This window comes from Nonomuraea spiralis (assembly GCF_014648435.1).
Taxonomy (GTDB): domain Bacteria; phylum Actinomycetota; class Actinomycetes; order Streptosporangiales; family Streptosporangiaceae; genus Nonomuraea; species Nonomuraea spiralis.
Genome location: NZ_BMRC01000004.1, coordinates 481,000 through 496,136, shown reverse-complemented (window position 1 = coordinate 496,136; position 15,137 = coordinate 481,000). Strand labels below are relative to the sequence as shown.

The window sequence follows — 15,137 nt, the reverse complement described above, 5'->3', positions numbered from 1 at the left end:
TAACACCACAGACGGTGCTCAGATCATTGCTCCCCGCGCTGGCGGAGGCTCTGCCAGGCCGCCTCGCCCAGACCCTTGATCTCCTCCTCGGTCGGGGTGTGCGCCCCGGCGAACCACAGGCGGCACATCTCCTGCGCGGGCCCGAGCCACAGGACGTAGCACATGGTGGCGTGGACGGGCTGGAGCAGGCCGTTCTTCATGTGCGGCTTCCACCAGTCGGAGACCTGGCGGAAGAACGCCCGCCTGGCCTCGGCCACCTCGGCGCCGCCCGGTTCGTGCTTGCGCGGCGGCCGCTCGCTGACCAGGATCCTGGCCCGCTCGGGGTGCTCGCCGGCCCAGCGCATGTGGAAGGCGACCACGGCCTCGACGCCGGCGCGGGCGTCGTCGTGCCCGACGAGCTCGGCGAGGAAGGCCTGCTGGTAGGCGTCGAGGATCTCGGCGTAGAGGACGCCGTAGACATGCTCTTTGCTGGCGAAGTGGTGGTAGAAGCTGCCGACGCTTACACCGCTCTCCTCGCGCAGACTGGCCAGCGTGGTGGCCGAGACCCCGTCCTGGCTGAAGCGGCGGAGGGCACCTTCGATGATGCGGGTGCGGCCGTCGCGTCCGTTCTTGACACTCTTCACGCTGTCAATGGTGTGCTACCAGAACCTTGTTCCGCAAATACTCCCGCCAGATCGATCTTAGCGGTCACCTCGACCGTCCCGGACGTGACCTTCATCCGGGCGTCCGGCCAGAGCCTGCGGACGAGCCTGAGCACCCGCCGGTTCTCGCCGAGCACGTCCATCCCCACGGTACGCGCCCCCCGTACGGCGGCCCTGAGCAGCAAGGCGTCGACGAGCCGCGGGCCGAGCCCATACCCCTGCCAGCGGTCGGCCACGACGACGGCGATCTCCACGTCGGCGCAACCGCCCTGATAGCTCATGGCGTGCCCGACGATCTCGTCCTCGGCGGTGAGGACGAGGGCGTCGCGGCGTTCGTCCAGGGTCAGCAGGGTGCGTACGAGGCCGGCCCCCGGGGAGCTCAGCCCGGTGAAGAACCGCAGCGTCTGCGTGTGCAGCGACAACCCCGTCAGGAAGCGTCTGATCCGCTCCTCGTCGTCCTGGCGAGCCGGGCGGATCTGGGTTCCTTGCATAGACTCAGCGTGCCCGCGAGAGCTGAGTCTGTCAATCGAACTCAGATATAATGCGAGGATGAACCTGCCGTTCCTAGTGGGCTTCCGGGTGGACAACTGCTCGATCGAGCGCACCCTGGACATCGTCGGGGAGAAGTGGACCTTCCTGGTGCTGCGCGAGGCGTTCAGCGGCGTGCGGAGGTTCGCCGACATGCAGGCGATCACCGGCGCCCCCCGTCAGGTGCTCAGCGCGCGCCTGACCCGGCTGGTCGACGAGGGCCTGCTGCGCAAGGAGCCCTACCGCGAGCCCGGCCAGCGCCAGCGTGACGAATACCGGCTGACCGACAAGGGCCGGGACCTCTATCCGCTGCTGGTCGCGCTCATGCACTGGGGCGACAAGTACATGGCCGACGCGGAGGGCCCGCCGGTGCTGCTCACCCATCGCGACTGCGGCGCCCCCGTCGAGCTGCACTTCCACTGCACGGAGGGCCACGAGGTGGCCGGGCCGCGCGAGGTCACGCCGGTGCCCGGCTCGGGCGCCGGGGACCGGAGCGCGTAGCGGGCGAGCCGCGTGAGGGAGCACCCACCCCGGTGCCTAACCTTGAAGGCGTGTACCGGTTCCTGCTGACGCCCCGATGGCTGGCGCTCCACGTCGTGGTGCTGCTGGTCATCCCCGCCTTCGTGTTCCTGGGCAGGTGGCAGTTCGGGCGTTTCGAGGAGCGGTCCGACAACAAGGACAGGGTGACCTCCAACATCGAGGCCGCCGCCGTCCCGCTCGACCGGCTCGCGGCCGCCGGCCGTCCGGTGGGCGAGGGCGACCGCTACCGTAGGGTCGTCGCCTCCGGCACGTACGACGCCGCCAACGGCCTGCTCGTACGCCGCCGCCCCCAGGAGGGCCGCAACGGCTTCTACGTCCTGACCCCGCTCGTCACCGGCGACGGCACCGCCGTGATCGTGAACCGTGGCTGGATCGAGGCCGCCGCCACCGCCGACGCCTCTCCCCCGGTCTCCGCCCCGCCCACAGGTCAGGTAACTGTCACCGGACGGCTACGTACGAGCGAGACCGAGGACTCCACGGGCATCCGCGAGCGGTCCGGGTTGCCGGACGGCCAGGTGTTGCTGATCGACCCGGACAAGATCGGGAAGCGGTGGCCGTACCAGCTCGTGGGCGGGTACGTCGAGCTCACCGGGCAGCAGCCGGAGGGCGTCGCGGCGCCCACCCCGGTGCCCGCGCCCGACGTCGGCTCGGGAGGCGGGCTCAACCTGGCCTACGGGGTCCAGTGGTGGTTGTTCATCGGCATCGCGATCGGCGGCTGGATCCTGCTGATCCGGCGCGAGGTGGCCGAGCGGAAGGCCGACAAGCCCACGGGTGAGACCGCGGTTCAGGAGCCGGAAGGCGAGACCGCGGCTCAGGAGTCGGAAACCGCCGCCAATTAAGGTGTGAAGGGTGATCCGCCACATTGAGTTCGCCAATCTCTGCAACTTTCGTGACGTAGGTGGATATGCCGCTCAGGACGGGCGCACCGTCCGGTGGCAGCGGCTCTACCGGGCCGACTCCCTGGGCTGGCTGGCCGGTGACGACCTGCCGGCCTTCCACGCGCTGCGCGTACGGACCGTCATCGACCTGAGGCATCCCTTCGAGGTCGAGCGGGCCGGCCGGGTGCCGGAGACCGAGGGGCTGCGGTACCGGAACCTGCCCGTCGAGGGGCGCCGCTGGAACCTCGCCGAGTTCCGCGAGGAGACGGGCGTCGAGCGTTACCTCGCCGACCGCTACCTGGAGGTGACCGAGGACGGCGTGGACAACCTGCGCGCGGCCGTGGAGACGGTCGCCGTCGCGGACAACGCGCCGGTCGTCATCCACTGCGCGGCGGGAAAGGACCGTACGGGCCTGCTCACCGCGCTGATCCTCGCGCTCGTCGGCGTCGCCGAGGACGACATCGTCGCCGACTACGCCCTGACCGGCCTGGCGACCGAACGCTTCATCTCCGACTGGCGCACGAGGCACCCTGACGCCCCGATGTGGCCGGGTTTCGGGCTGGCCCCCGCCCAGGCCATGCGCCTGTTCCTGGACGACCTCACCGAGCGGCACGGCTCCGTCCAGCGCTATGTCACCGACGTCCTCCAGGTCGACCGGGCCACCATCGCCGGGCTCCGGGAAAATCTCCTGACTGATTCGATCTCCTGCGGGTAGAAGCCGCCGGGGTCCGCAAGGGGCAGCATCCTCAGGGACCCCGCAAGCCCGGGATCGCCGCCATCCCCCTCCAGGCGGTCCCGGGCACGAATGTATGGATACCCAACGGATACGTCGCAGCTTGTTCGACGTTATGCCGTCGTCGTACGGTTACCTGCGTGACTACGCCGCTGCTCCCCGACCCAGACCCAAGGCGGCGCGACTATGTGATCATCTCCGCCGACGATCACCTGATCGAGCCTCCTGACCTGTTCGAGGACAGGCTCCCGGAAAAATACGCCGACGTCGCTCCCAAGGTCGTGGAGACGGACGCCGGCCACCAGGTCTGGCGCTACGGCGGGGCCACCTACCCGTGCGCGGGCATCGACGTCGGCGCAGGGCTGCCGCGCGAGCAGTGGACCCTCGACCCGGTCAGATTCGAGCAGATGCGCCCCGGCTGCCACGACATCGAGGCCCGCGTCCAGGACATGGACGTCGCCGGCATCTGGGCCGCGCTCTGCTTCCCCGGCATGCTGGCCGGCCAGTCCGGCATGCCGTTCGCCAGGACCCGCGACCAGGAGCTCGGCCTGGCCCTGGTCAAGGCGTGGAACGACTGGCACATCGACGTGTGGGCCGGCACCTACCCCGAGCGCATCATCGGCCTGCAACTGCCCTGGCTGCCCGATCCCGACGTGGCCGCCAAGGAGATCAGGGCCAACGCCGCCCGCGGTTTCAAGGCCGTGGTCTTCCCGGAGTTCCCGACCAGGCTCAGGCTGCCGTCGATCCACACCGGCCACTGGGACCCGTTCTTCGCCGCGTGCGAGGAGACCGGCACGGTCGTGGCCCTGCACACCGGAGACGCCTCCTGGTCGCCCGTGCCCTCGCCGGACACACCCATCGAGGCGATCACCACGCTGATGCCCACGAGCGCCATGTTCGCCTGCGCCGACTGGCTCTGGTCGGGTCTGCCGCTGCGCTTCCCCAACCTGCGCATCCTCATCGTCGAGGGCGGCGTGGGCTGGCTGCCGATGCTGGCCGAGCGCGCCGACTACGCGCTCGACCACCCGGTCGCCGGCGAGGCGGCCTGGGACGGCGGCCTGAAGCCCAGCGAGGTGCTGCGCCGCAACTTCTTCTTCGGCACGCTCGACGACCACGCGCTGTCCGGCGTGCGTCTCGCGGTCGGCCTCGACCACGTGCTGCAGGAGAGCGGCTACCCCCACTCCGACTCGACCTGGCCCGACACCCAGAAGGCCGTGGCCGGGAACCTCGGCACGCTCCCGCCCGCCGACATCGCGAGGGTCGCCTACGGCAACGCCGCCCGCCTGTTCGGCCACCCGCTGCCCTCGCGTGCCTGGCTGCGGATGGAGGAGATCTAGCCTTCCAGCCGCCCCTGGATGATCCTGCGCTCGTGCTCGACGTAGCGGCCGCTCTCGCCGAGCAGCGAGGCGATCAGCCAGAGGAACACGCCGAAGTCGTCGGCCACCCCGACGAGCACCAGGAAGTCGGGGATGACGTCGATCGGTGACAGGATGTAGACCACGCCGAGGGCCATCAGGGCGAGCTTGCCCCTGCCCATGCCGTCATAGCGGCCGCGCGTGACCGCGCCGATCATGCGCGGGATCGCGCGCACCCTGGTCATCATTCCCGGCGTGCCAGGCTTGGTCACCTCGCGGTACGTCCGCCACGCCGCCGCCGCCCGTGCTGCCTTCGCCATCATGAGGATCCTCCTACCCCAGGCTACTCACGACATAACGTGTCAGCCGGGCAGGGGGTTCCTGACGATCAGCGCATGGCCGGGTGCGCGAACGGCCTGGCCTGCTCGATCTGCGCGGCCACCCGGATCAGCAGATCCTCCCGGCCGGCCGCCGCCACGAGCTGTACGCCGACGGGCAACCCCGCCGCGGTCGCGTGCAGCGGCAGCGAGATCGCGGGCTGGCCGGTCGCGTTGATCGGCGAGGTGTAGGCCACCACCTGCGCGGTCCTGCCGAAGGCGATGCTGAGGTCGGTGGGCGGGATCCAGCCGAGCGGGAACGGCGCCGCCCCCGCCGACGGCATCAGCAGCAGGTCGTTGCCCGCGGCCCACCAGGAGGCCATGCGGCGGCGGAAGCCGTCCACCCATTGGGTGGCCAGGATGTGGTCGGCCGCGCTGTTGGCGCGGGCGGCGGCGACCATGGCCGCGTTGCGCGGTTCGAGCTCCGCGGGCTCCACCGGCCTGCCACGGGACGTGCCCAGGCTCGCGACCTGCGCGGCCAGGTTGTTGGCGACGATGGCACCGAAATGTCCGGGGAATTCCGGTTCGCCGAACGCCTGAGGCCCGCCGGGCGCCACGTCGTGGCCGAGTCCCTCCAGCAGCGCGGCCGCCCTGGCGACGGCCTCGGCCAGGTCGGGGTCGCCGGGCACGTCCTGGCGCGGGTGGGCGGTCAGGAAGCCGATGCGCAGCCGTCCGGGGTCGGCGCCCGCCTCGGCGGCCAGCGGGCCGGGCAGCGCGGGGGCGTCGTAGGGGTCGCCGGGGTGGTAGCCGGAGACCGCGTCGAGCGCGGCCGCCGTGTCGCGTACGGTCCTGCTCACGAAGCCGGGGCAGGAGAACCCGCTCCAGCCCTCGCCCATGGACGGGCCCAGGCTCAGGCGGCCGCGCGTCGGCTTGAGCCCCACCAGGCCGCACAGCGAGGCGGGTACGCGGATCGAGCCGCCGCCGTCGCTCGCCGTGGCCAGCGCGACCATGCCCGCCGCCACGGCCGCGGCCGAGCCGCCGCTCGACCCGCCCGCCGAGTACGCCGGGTCGTAGGGGTTGCGGGTGGGCCCGAACGCCGCCGGCTCGGTGGTGATCGTGCTGCCGAACTCCGGGGTGTTCGTCCTTCCCAGCAGGACGAAACCGGCCTCGCGCAGCCGTACGACGCCGTGGCCGTCCGGGGCTTCGTCCAGGCCGTCGAGCACCCGCGACCCCGCGCTGTACGGCTCACCCGACTGCCGCCAGCCCAGGTCCTTGAGCAGGATCGGCACGCCATGGAAGGGCGCGCCGGCCGGGAGGTCGTCGATCTCGGCCAGCGCCCGCTCGAACCGGCGGTGCACGACGGCGTTGAGCTCGCCGTCGTGGGCCTCGATGGCGGCGATGGCGGCCTCGGCCAGCTCCCGCGCCGACACCTCCCCGGTACGCACCGCCCGGGCCTGCCCGACCGCGTCGAGCCGCAGCACGTCGTCCATCAGTCCTCCCGTACGGGCGCGAGATCGCGTACGGCCTGCTCGATCGGCACCTCGCCGCCCGGGATCGGCGCGAGCACCGGCGTGTCGAGACCGTTGTCGACATACCGGCGGATCCTGGCGCGGCAGGTGGCGGCGTCGCCGTGCACGACGAGGGCGTCGACCACCTCGTCGGGGATGGCCTTGAGCGCGGCCTGACGATCGCCCGCCGCCCACGCCTCGTGCATCGGGCGCAGCACCTCGCCGCGGCCCAGCCAGTCGTGGAAGGCGGCGTACGCGGGGACGGTCAGGTAGCTCGCCAGCATCCACCGGGCCATCTCGCGCACCTTGTCGGTGTCCTCGCTCACGCAGACGAACAGGCGGGCGATCAGCTCGGTGCCGGGGCCGATCTCGGCGCGCACCTTGGGCACGTCCTCGGGCGCGAGCCAGTTGGTGATCGCGCCGTCGGCCTCCTCGGCGGCCAGGCGCAACATCCGGGGCCGCAGCGCGGCCAGCACGATCTTCGGTGCGGTCTTGGGGGCGCGTTCCAGCTTGAAACCCTTGATCTCGAACGTCTCGTACCGCTCGGAGACCTTCTCCCCCGCCAGCGCCCGCCTCAGGAAACGCAGCGTGTCGCGGGTCCGCGCGTACGGCTTGGCGAACTCCCCGGCGTTCCACCGTTCGACGATCGCCGGCGAGGAGGAGCCGATGCCGAGCACGAACCGGCCGGGGGCCAGGTCGGCCAGCGTGGCCGCGGACATGGCCAGCAGCCCCGGCCCGCGCGTAGAGACCGGGACGATCGCGCTCCCGAGCCTGATCCCCGGAGCCCACTGCGAGGCCATGGCCAGCGGGACGAACCCGTCGTTGCCGTTGACCTCGGCCGACCAGGCGTCGGTGTAGCCGAGGCCGGGCAGCTCCGCGATCAGCTCTTGCGACTTCGCCAGGGAACGGTCGTAGAAGGGGATGGTCATGCCCCAGTTGCGCGTCATTCAGGGCCTCCGGTTCGGCGACGGTGAGCCGACCATACCAAGCGGTATGTGGCCTGAAGGAGTCCTCTACGCGCGCAATTCGTGCACCGCCGCGATGAAGTCCTTCGTGATCCCCTGCAGACCCGGCAGATGCGACAACCCCACCAGCCGGTCCACCAGCGGCACCGTGACCTCGATCAGCCGGTACGTACGGACGCACCCCGGCGAGGTGTCGTGCACCCAGAACAGCACCATGCCCATCGACAACAACCACAGCAGCTCGGGCAGCTCAGCCCGCAGCTCGGCGTTCATCCGGTCCTTCGACCCCTCGACCACCTCGCGGTAGATCCCGATGGACGCCTCCCGCGCCGGCGACGACTGGGCGCTGAACGGGCTCAGCGGGTTCGTCGGCTCGGCGGCGTGCTTGAAGAACTTCACCGCGAACTCGTGGTACGGCTCCGACACCCGTACCCACTCGCGCAGCACCCCGCTCAGCCGCGCGGCGAACGACCTCTCCGTGGCCAGGAACTCCCTGCACGCCGCCTCGTGCTCGGCCTGCGCGCGGTCGTAGTACGCCTGGATCAACGCCTCCTTGCTCTCGAAGTAGTAGTAGGCGTTGCCCACTGACACCCCTGCCTCGGCGGCGATGGCACGCATGGTCGTCGCGTCGAAGCCACGCTCACGGAACAGTCGCAAGGCCGTCTCGACGATGACCTCTCGAGTGCTCTCCGATCCTCTGTTTCGGGCTTCGGACACGTTCGTCACTTTACGTCTTGAAAGCGCGGTGGGTCATGGAGTGGCACGGTGATCACCGCCACAGGGCAAAGATGGGCATGAGGCATGAGTTATCTCCTGGGAATGGTGGGATTGTCGTTTCAGGCGGAAGGGCTCTTTTCCGCGAAAAGGCATCGACATGTGGATACGTGGAACAGCGCGCACCTTCGCAGTGGCGCTCCTCGGCATTCAGATCACCATAATCGCGCTGGCGTCGGCCGCTTCCGCCACCTCCCACCCATCAGGTGGAGAGCGGGTTCAGGCGCCAACACCGTTCACCCGTCCTGACGGGACCGAGGGGGTGCTCGACCTGCCCCTCCGGATCCCGGAGGGGACCGACCGGCCATGGACGAACGTCCGGCAGGCGGCCGTCGAGGCCGCCCTGGCGGAGATGTACCGGCTGAAACCGGGCCTGGCCTGGCCAGGCACGGACATCGGCGAGGCGCACGAGCGCTTCACCGTCACACAGGAGCACCAGGCCGTTCCCGGCCGCCCGGCGACCGCCGGATCCCCGTTCCCGGCCGAGGAGTCCGAGGAGTCCGAGGAGTCCGAGGACGCCTGGGCCGCCTGGGACGAGGCCGCGGACGCCTGGGTCGAGACCGGCGAGGAGTACGCCGAGCGGTCGAGCGCCCAGGACCGTGCCGAGCGCTCAGAAGCCGTCACGCGGCCCGCGAGCGTCGGAGAGGGCATGGCGCCCAGAAGCCGCGCGCAGAGGGCGCAGAAGCGATCTCAGCTTGATCTGGCACGCGTGCTGCCCAGGCAGGCGGCGATGCACATGACCCACGCCACGGCGACCCGCTGGCTGAAGAGCTCGGGCCTTCGCACGAAGTCATCCGGCCACTGTACGAGCCGCTATCTGCACCACTGCACCTCGCTCGACTCCGTACGCGCCGGCACGATCGCCCGCGTCATCGACCTCAAGCATGACAGCGGCTGCCCGGTCATGGTGACCGGCGGCACGGAGACGGGCCACGCCCCCGGCCTCTACAGCCACGGGAACGGCTACAAGCTCGACATCACGCACAACGCGTGCATCGACCGCTACATCACCAGGCACCACCAGAGGACCGGCGTCCGCGGCGACGGTTCGGCCCTCTACCGCTCGGCCAGCGGCACCGTCTTCGCCGACGAGAGCAGCCACTGGGACATCCTGTTCAAGTGACAGGACCCGCCCGCTCATCGGGCGCCAACCCCCCACAGAAGCCACGGGACCCGGCCGCCGGAAAGGCGAAGGACGCCGCACACGAAGCACGGCGTCCCCCACGGAGTCGGTCGGGCCTACAGCTCGGAGGCCACCAGCTCGGCGATCTCCGCCGCGTTCAGGGCCGCGCCCTTGCGCAGGTTGTCGCCGCAGACGAACAGGTCGAGCGTGTTCGGGAAGTCGATCGCCTGGCGGATGCGCCCCACGTACGTCGGGTCGTTGCCGACCACGTCGAGCGGCGTCGGGAAGACGCCCTTGGCCGGGTCGTCCATCAGCACGACGGTCGGCGCCGCCGACAACACGCGGTGAGCGTCGTCGACCGTGATCTCCCGCTCGAAGCGGGCGTGCACGGCCAGCGAGTGGGTGGTGATCACCGGCACGCGGACGCAGGTCGCCGAGACCTTCAGGTCGGGGATGCCGAGGATCTTGCGCGACTCGTTGCGGAGCTTGAGCTCCTCCGACGCCCAGCCGCCGTCCTTGTACGAGCCCGCCCACGGCACCACGTTGAACGCGATGGGCGCCGGGAACGGCGACTCCCCGGGCAGCTTGTCGGCCAGGACGTTGCGCACGTCGCCGGCCGCCTGACCGATCGAACGGTCTCCGGCCAGCGCCTCGACCTCGTCGTAGAGCCGCGCCGAGCCCGCCACGCCCGCGCCCGACACCGCCTGGTAGGAGGCGACGACGAGCTCCTTGAGCACGTACTCGGTGTGCAGCGCCCCCATGGCCGCCATCATCGACAGCGTCGTGCAGTTGGGGGTGGAGATGATGTTCCTGGGCCGATTGCGCGCGTCGAGCGGGTTGACCTCGGGCACCACCAGCGGGACGTCGGGCTCCATCCGGAACGTGCCGGACTTGTCGATCGCGATCGCGCCGCGCTCGGCCGCGATCGGCACCCACACGGCCGACACCTCGTCGGGCACGTCGAAGATGGCGATGTCGATGCCGTCGAACACCTCGGGCGCGAGCGCCTGGACGACGACGTCCTCGCCGCGCACGCTCAGCACCTTGCCCGCCGAGCGCGGGGAGGCGACGAGACGGATCTCGCCCCAGATGTCCTCCCGCGTGGACACGATGTCCCGCATGACGGTGCCCACGGCACCGGTGGCGCCGATCAGCGCGAGATTGGGCCTGCTCATCGTCCGCTACCTCCGTACACCACGGCTTCGACCTGGTCTGCGTCGAGATCGAAGGCCCGGTGGGCGGCCGCCACGGCCGCGTCGACACCGTCCTGCTCGACGATCACCGAGATGCGGATCTCCGAGGTGGAGATCATCTCGATGTTGACCCCCGCGTCGGCGAGGGCCGCGAAGAACGTCGCCGTGACGCCGGGGTGCGAGCGCATGCCCGCGCCGATCAGCGACACCTTCCCGATCTGGTCGTCGAAGAGCAGCGACTCGTAACCGATGCGACCCTGGATCTTCTTCAGCGCCGTCAGCGCCATCTGGCTGTCGGCCGTCGGCAGCGTGAAGGAGATGTCAGTGCGGCCCGTGGCCGCGGCCGAGACGTTCTGAACGATCATGTCGATGTTGATCTCGGCGTCGGCCAGCGTTTTGAAGATCGAGGCAGCCTCGCCGACCTTGTCGGGAACCCCGACAACAGTGATCTTGGCCTCGCTCCGGTCGTGCGCGACGCCGGAGATGATCGGCTGCTCCATCTCTGTTCCTTCGGTGTAAGGGTCGGAGACGACCCACGTGCCTTCCCTGGTGCTGAACGAGCTGCGTACGTGAATCGGCAGGTTGAACCGCCGAGCGTACTCGACGCAGCGCAGATGCAGGATCTTCGCGCCGCAGGCGGCCATCTCCATCATCTCGTCGTACGAGATCCTGGGGATCTTGCGGGCCACGGGCACGATGCGCGGGTCGGCCGTGAAGATGCCGTCGACATCGGTGTAGATCTCGCAGACGTCGGCCTCCAGGGCCGCCGCGAGCGCGACCGCGGTCGTGTCGGAGCCGCCGCGGCCCAGCGTGGTGATGTCCTTGGTGTCCTGCGAGACGCCCTGGAACCCGGCCACGATCGCGATGTGCCCCTGGTCGACCGCCTCACGGATGCGGCCCGGCGTCACGTCGATGATGCGCGCCTTGCCGTGGGTGGAGTCGGTGATCACGCCGGCCTGTGAGCCGGTGAACGAACGGGCCTCGTGACCGAGGTTGGCGATCGCCATGGCCAGCAGGGCCATCGAGATGCGCTCGCCGGAGGTCAGCAGCATGTCGAGCTCGCGGCCCGGAGGCAGCGGCGACACCTGCTCGGCCAGGTCGAGCAGCTCGTCCGTCGTGTCGCCCATCGCGGAGACGATCACGACCACGTCGTTGCCGGCTTTTTTCGTCGCGACGATACGCTGCGCGACCCGCTTGATGCAGGACGCATCGGCGACGGACGAACCACCGTACTTTTGCACAACGAGCGCCACGAGAGTCTCCCGGTCTGGACTGTGAACTGCCAGTCTACTGGGGGCCTCTCATGAGGCTGATGGTTCATACCAATATGTGGATGATCTTCACACCGCGGTGGCTTCCTCCGCCACGTCGAGCCGCGAGTGCGCGGCGAGGGCCTGCAACGCGCGCATCGCCGCGCCCGCGTGGTTTCCCCAGGTGTTGAAGTAGGAGTACTGCCACCACCACAGCGCCTCGTGCGGCCGGCCGGCGTGGAAGTGACGCAGCCCGTGGATGAGATCGGCGGCGACCGCGGTCAGGTCGTCCGACAACCGGTACGGCGTCACCGACGTGTCCTTGTACGGGTCGAACACCTCGGCGTAGTCGTCGACCGCCTCCAGCCGCTCGGCCAGGGCCGTGCGCACGCCGTCGATGTCGGGGTCCTCGCTCATCGGCGGCTCGTAGTTGCCCGAGAGGATCACGTCGCGGTTGGCGCCGAGCTTGGCCCCGGCCAGGCTCACCTGCGCGACCTCCACCAGGAGCAGCGACCAGATCGCGTCGCCGCCCTCACCGCCGGCGACCCTGGTCAGGCCGTCGACGTAGTTCTGCGCGTGCGCGGCGATCTCTTCGGCGAGCACATCCCACATATCAGACATCCAGGAGCCTCCGTCCTTCGAAAGCACGGCCCAGGGTCACCTCGTCGGCGTACTCGAGGTCACCGCCCACCGGCAGGCCGCTGGCGAGTCGTGTCACTTTGATGCCCATCGGCTTGACCAGACGGGCGAGGTAGGTAGCGGTCGCCTCGCCTTCGAGGTTGGGGTCGGTGGCGAGGATGAGCTCGGTGACCCGCCCGTCGGCCAGGCGCGTCATGAGCTCGCGGATACGCAGGTCGTCGGGGCCGATGCCGTCGATCGGGCTGATCGCGCCGCCGAGCACGTGGTACGTGCCGCGGTACTCGCGCGTCTTCTCGATCGCCACGACGTCCTTCGACTCCTCGACCACGCAGATCACGTGCGTGTCGCGCCGCGGGTCACGGCAGATGCGGCACTCCTCCTCGGAGGCCACGTTGCCGCACACCCGGCAGAAGCGCACCTTGTCCTTGACTTCGAGCAGCGCGTGCGCCAGCCGCTTGACGTCGGCCGGATCGGCCGCCAGCAGATGGAACGCGATGCGCTGCGCGCTCTTGGGACCGACGCCGGGCAGCATGCCGAGCTCGTCGATCAGGTTCTGGACGACCCCTTCGTACATGCCTAGAACCCTGGCAACTGTCCGAGGCCGCCGCCGCCCAGACCTTGGGCGAGCGGGCCCAGCTTCTCCTGCTGCAGGTCGGCGGCTGCGCGCACCGCGTCGCGGACTGCCGCGATCACCAGGTCGGCGATCGTGTCGGCGGTGTCCTGCGGGTCGGCCGCGTCGATCACGCTCGGGTCGATCTTGAGTTCGAGCAGCTCACCTGAGCCGTTGACGACGGCCGTGACCATGCCGCCCCCTGACGAGCCCTCGATCTGCGCGTCGTTGAGCTCCTGCTGGGCGCTCACAAGCTGCTGCTGCATGAGCTGAGCCTGCTCCAGCAGCTGCTGCAGGTTGACATCCCCTGGGTTCACCGTCGTGCGCTCCTCGTGGCTCCGGTTCTTGACTGCCACGAGCCTACGGTGTTTGGGCGGCGTCATGTACTGGGAGGGCTCCCCATGTTTCCCTCCAGGCATTTCGTCGCGGGCCTTTGTCATGGCCGGGTCTCGGCCCCCCTCCAGTGTCCGAGACCCGGCCATCACGTCGGACGGAGCGGCCGCACCACGCCGACGCGTGCTTCGGAACGCTAGTGCGCCAAAGGTTGCACACACGTTGCGTTCATTCAATCACCCTCCGCAATCCCCCTGAACAGCTTGCGCAGATCGCCGCCAGGACGGATGCTCTTGTTGACTACTTGGAGTGACCGATGAGTTACGGCCATCTCGATGCGTACTCCCGTCTTCTACGCGGAGCACACGAAGCAGCGGCTACCGGGCAGAGCTGGCCCGATTCGCCCCGCAAACTGATCACGGCGTCCTGGCGGCGATCACTTGAGGCGGGGATCGACCCGGAAGGCAAGAGCGCCCCTCTGGTCTGCGACTCCTCCGACATCGTCGAGATCCGGCAGGCCCATCCGCTGCAACCGCTGCTGCCGCTGCTCGCCCAGACGCTCTCCGGCCTGGCGGACGAGACCGACCACGTCATGATCGTCACGGACGGTGACGGCCGGGTGCTCTGGCGCGAAGGCAACGGCGGCGTCCTGCGCCACGCGGACCAGGTGGGACTGGCCGACGGCCACCACTGGGGCGAGTACATGGCCGGCACCAACGGCATCGGCACCGCGCTGGCCACCGGCCGCCCGACGCACGTCTACTCCGAGGAACACCTGATGCGCGTGCTGCACGTATGGTCGTGCAGCGCGGCCCCGATCACCGATCCCGAGTCGGGCTGCGTCATCGGCTGCGTCGACGTCAGCGGCATCGCGCGCAATCTCCACCCCGCCACCGTCGCCCTGGTCGGCGCCACGGCCAAGCTCGCCGAGTCGCAACTCACCGTACGCATGCACGAGCGCGACGAACGCCTGCGCCGCCGCTACGAGTCGCTGCGCAACCGGCCGGGCATCCTGCTGTCCCCCACGGGCCGGGTCATCTCGGGCGACCCCATGGGCCGCCTCGGCGCCCGCCTGCCGCTGTCCGGGCAGCGCATGATCCTGCGCGACGGGAGCGTCGCCTTCCTGGAGCCCTTCTGCGACGGCTACCTCCTGCGCGACACGCCGTCCGCGACACCGCCCGCCCTCCGGCTGACCTGCCTGGGCGAGGGCACCCCGACGGCCGGCCTCGGCGACCGCGAACGCCCGCTCTCGCTCCGCCACGCCGAGATCCTGGCCCTGCTGTCCCTGCATCCCCAAGGTCTGTCGGCCGAGCAGCTGTCGTTCCACCTCTACGGCGACGACGGCAACCCGGTGACGATCAGGGCCGAGATCCACCGGCTGCGCGGGCAGCTCGGGGAGGTGCTGGCGGCGAAGCCGTACCGGCTGGTGTGCCCGGTGGAGGCCGACTTCCTCGAACTGCGCAGGCTCCTCGCGTCGGGCGACACCGCCGCCCTGGCCCGTGCCTACCCCGGTCCGCTCCTGCCGCGTTCGGAGTCACCCGACATCCGGCGCGAACGCGAGGAGCTCGAAGCCCAGGTACGCGCCTGCCTCCTGCGCCACGGCTCCCCCGACGACCTGTGGACCTATGCCCAGACCCCGAACGGCCGCGACGACTACCAGATCCTCGAACGCCTGTCGGCCCTGCCGCCGACGGACCCCCGTTCGGCCGCCGCCCGCGCCCGCCTGTTCCCCTGAAAGGGCCTGGTAGGG

17 protein-coding genes are annotated in these 15,137 nt (G+C 70.1%); 6 read left to right on the top strand and 11 right to left on the bottom strand.

The genetic code is table 11. From position 1 onward, the window contains the following. Positions 1-23 precede the first annotated feature (23 nt). Together IEZ27_RS12680 and IEZ27_RS12675 are read right to left on the bottom strand one after the other, a co-directional pair. Positions 24-623 (bottom strand): TetR/AcrR family transcriptional regulator, encoded by a 600-nt coding sequence (locus tag IEZ27_RS12680; protein WP_125640486.1) that lies wholly within the window; start codon positions 621-623, stop codon positions 24-26. After that, entirely contained in the window at positions 620-1,132 is a 513-nt protein-coding gene (locus tag IEZ27_RS12675; RefSeq protein WP_189647315.1) for a GNAT family N-acetyltransferase, read from the bottom strand. The genes IEZ27_RS12680 and IEZ27_RS12675 overlap by 4 nt, the downstream gene beginning before the upstream one ends. A 58-nt stretch (positions 1,133-1,190) precedes the next feature. Here IEZ27_RS12675 and IEZ27_RS12670 point away from each other — a divergent pair, with 58 nt between their 5' ends. The 4 genes from IEZ27_RS12670 (at position 1,191) to IEZ27_RS12655 (ending at position 4,657) form a co-directional block, all read left to right on the top strand. Further along, on the top strand, positions 1,191-1,670 hold the full coding sequence (locus tag IEZ27_RS12670; protein WP_189647314.1) for a winged helix-turn-helix transcriptional regulator: 480 nt from the start codon (positions 1,191-1,193) through the stop codon (positions 1,668-1,670). A gap of 32 nt (positions 1,671-1,702) precedes the next feature. Continuing rightward, a complete protein-coding gene (locus IEZ27_RS12665; RefSeq protein WP_229823910.1) occupies positions 1,703-2,548 on the top strand; it encodes an SURF1 family cytochrome oxidase biogenesis protein in 846 nt (281 codons plus the stop codon). A 10-nt stretch (positions 2,549-2,558) separates the two neighbouring features. Further along, the gene (locus IEZ27_RS12660) at positions 2,559-3,302 is read left to right on the top strand and encodes a tyrosine-protein phosphatase (RefSeq protein WP_189647313.1); all 744 of its coding nucleotides are present in this window, start codon (positions 2,559-2,561) and stop codon (positions 3,300-3,302) included. A gap of 158 nt (positions 3,303-3,460) precedes the next feature. Then, positions 3,461-4,657: an amidohydrolase family protein gene (locus tag IEZ27_RS12655; protein ID WP_189647312.1), complete on the top strand. Its 1,197-nt coding sequence runs from the start codon at positions 3,461-3,463 to the stop codon at positions 4,655-4,657. On the opposite strand, the gene IEZ27_RS12650 is transcribed toward IEZ27_RS12655, so the two are convergent. The 4 genes from IEZ27_RS12650 to IEZ27_RS12635 form a co-directional block, all read right to left on the bottom strand. Beyond that, positions 4,654-4,998 (bottom strand): YkvA family protein, encoded by a 345-nt coding sequence (locus IEZ27_RS12650; protein WP_229823909.1) that lies wholly within the window; start codon positions 4,996-4,998, stop codon positions 4,654-4,656. The two genes, IEZ27_RS12655 and IEZ27_RS12650, sit on opposite strands and share 4 nt — an antisense overlap. A gap of 65 nt (positions 4,999-5,063) precedes the next feature. Then, entirely contained in the window at positions 5,064-6,482 is a 1,419-nt protein-coding gene (locus IEZ27_RS12645; protein WP_189647311.1) for an amidase, read from the bottom strand. Further along, complete coding sequence (locus IEZ27_RS12640; protein WP_189647310.1) at positions 6,482-7,447, bottom strand: LLM class F420-dependent oxidoreductase; 966 nt, start codon at positions 7,445-7,447, stop codon at positions 6,482-6,484. Before IEZ27_RS12640 ends, IEZ27_RS12645 begins: the two co-directional genes overlap by 1 nt. Before the next feature lie 66 nt (positions 7,448-7,513). Next, positions 7,514-8,182 carry a TetR/AcrR family transcriptional regulator gene (locus IEZ27_RS12635; RefSeq protein ID WP_185844972.1) on the bottom strand — a complete coding sequence of 223 codons (669 nt, stop codon included), beginning with the start codon at positions 8,180-8,182 and terminating at the stop codon, positions 7,514-7,516. A 319-nt stretch (positions 8,183-8,501) separates the two neighbouring features. On the opposite strand from IEZ27_RS12635, the gene IEZ27_RS12630 reads away from it, so the two are divergent. Beyond that, positions 8,502-9,362: a hypothetical protein gene (locus tag IEZ27_RS12630; protein ID WP_189647309.1), complete on the top strand. Its 861-nt coding sequence runs from the start codon at positions 8,502-8,504 to the stop codon at positions 9,360-9,362. 116 nt (positions 9,363-9,478) lie between these two features. Here IEZ27_RS12630 and IEZ27_RS12625 read toward each other — a convergent pair whose 3' ends face one another. The 5 genes from IEZ27_RS12625 to IEZ27_RS12605 all read right to left on the bottom strand — a co-directional run bounded on the left by IEZ27_RS12625 (position 9,479) and on the right by IEZ27_RS12605 (position 13,371). Beyond that, the gene (locus IEZ27_RS12625; RefSeq protein ID WP_189647308.1) at positions 9,479-10,537 is read right to left on the bottom strand and encodes an aspartate-semialdehyde dehydrogenase; all 1,059 of its coding nucleotides are present in this window, start codon (positions 10,535-10,537) and stop codon (positions 9,479-9,481) included. After that, complete coding sequence (locus tag IEZ27_RS12620) at positions 10,534-11,808, bottom strand: aspartate kinase (RefSeq protein ID WP_125640510.1); 1,275 nt, start codon at positions 11,806-11,808, stop codon at positions 10,534-10,536. Before IEZ27_RS12620 ends, IEZ27_RS12625 begins: the two co-directional genes overlap by 4 nt. 87 nt (positions 11,809-11,895) lie before the next feature. Then, positions 11,896-12,426, bottom strand: coding sequence for a DUF5063 domain-containing protein (locus tag IEZ27_RS12615; protein WP_125640513.1), 531 nt, complete (start codon positions 12,424-12,426; stop codon positions 11,896-11,898). Then, entirely contained in the window at positions 12,419-13,018 is a 600-nt protein-coding gene (recR, locus tag IEZ27_RS12610) for a recombination mediator RecR (protein WP_125640516.1), read from the bottom strand. Before recR ends, IEZ27_RS12615 begins: the two co-directional genes overlap by 8 nt. Positions 13,019-13,020: 2 nt before the next feature. Then, on the bottom strand, positions 13,021-13,371 hold the full coding sequence (locus IEZ27_RS12605; protein ID WP_125640519.1) for a YbaB/EbfC family nucleoid-associated protein: 351 nt from the start codon (positions 13,369-13,371) through the stop codon (positions 13,021-13,023). 332 nt (positions 13,372-13,703) lie between these two features. Between IEZ27_RS12605 and IEZ27_RS12600 the strand changes: the two genes are divergently transcribed. Beyond that, positions 13,704-15,122, top strand: coding sequence for a GAF domain-containing protein (locus tag IEZ27_RS12600; RefSeq protein WP_189647307.1), 1,419 nt, complete (start codon positions 13,704-13,706; stop codon positions 15,120-15,122). Positions 15,123-15,137 lie beyond the last annotated feature (15 nt).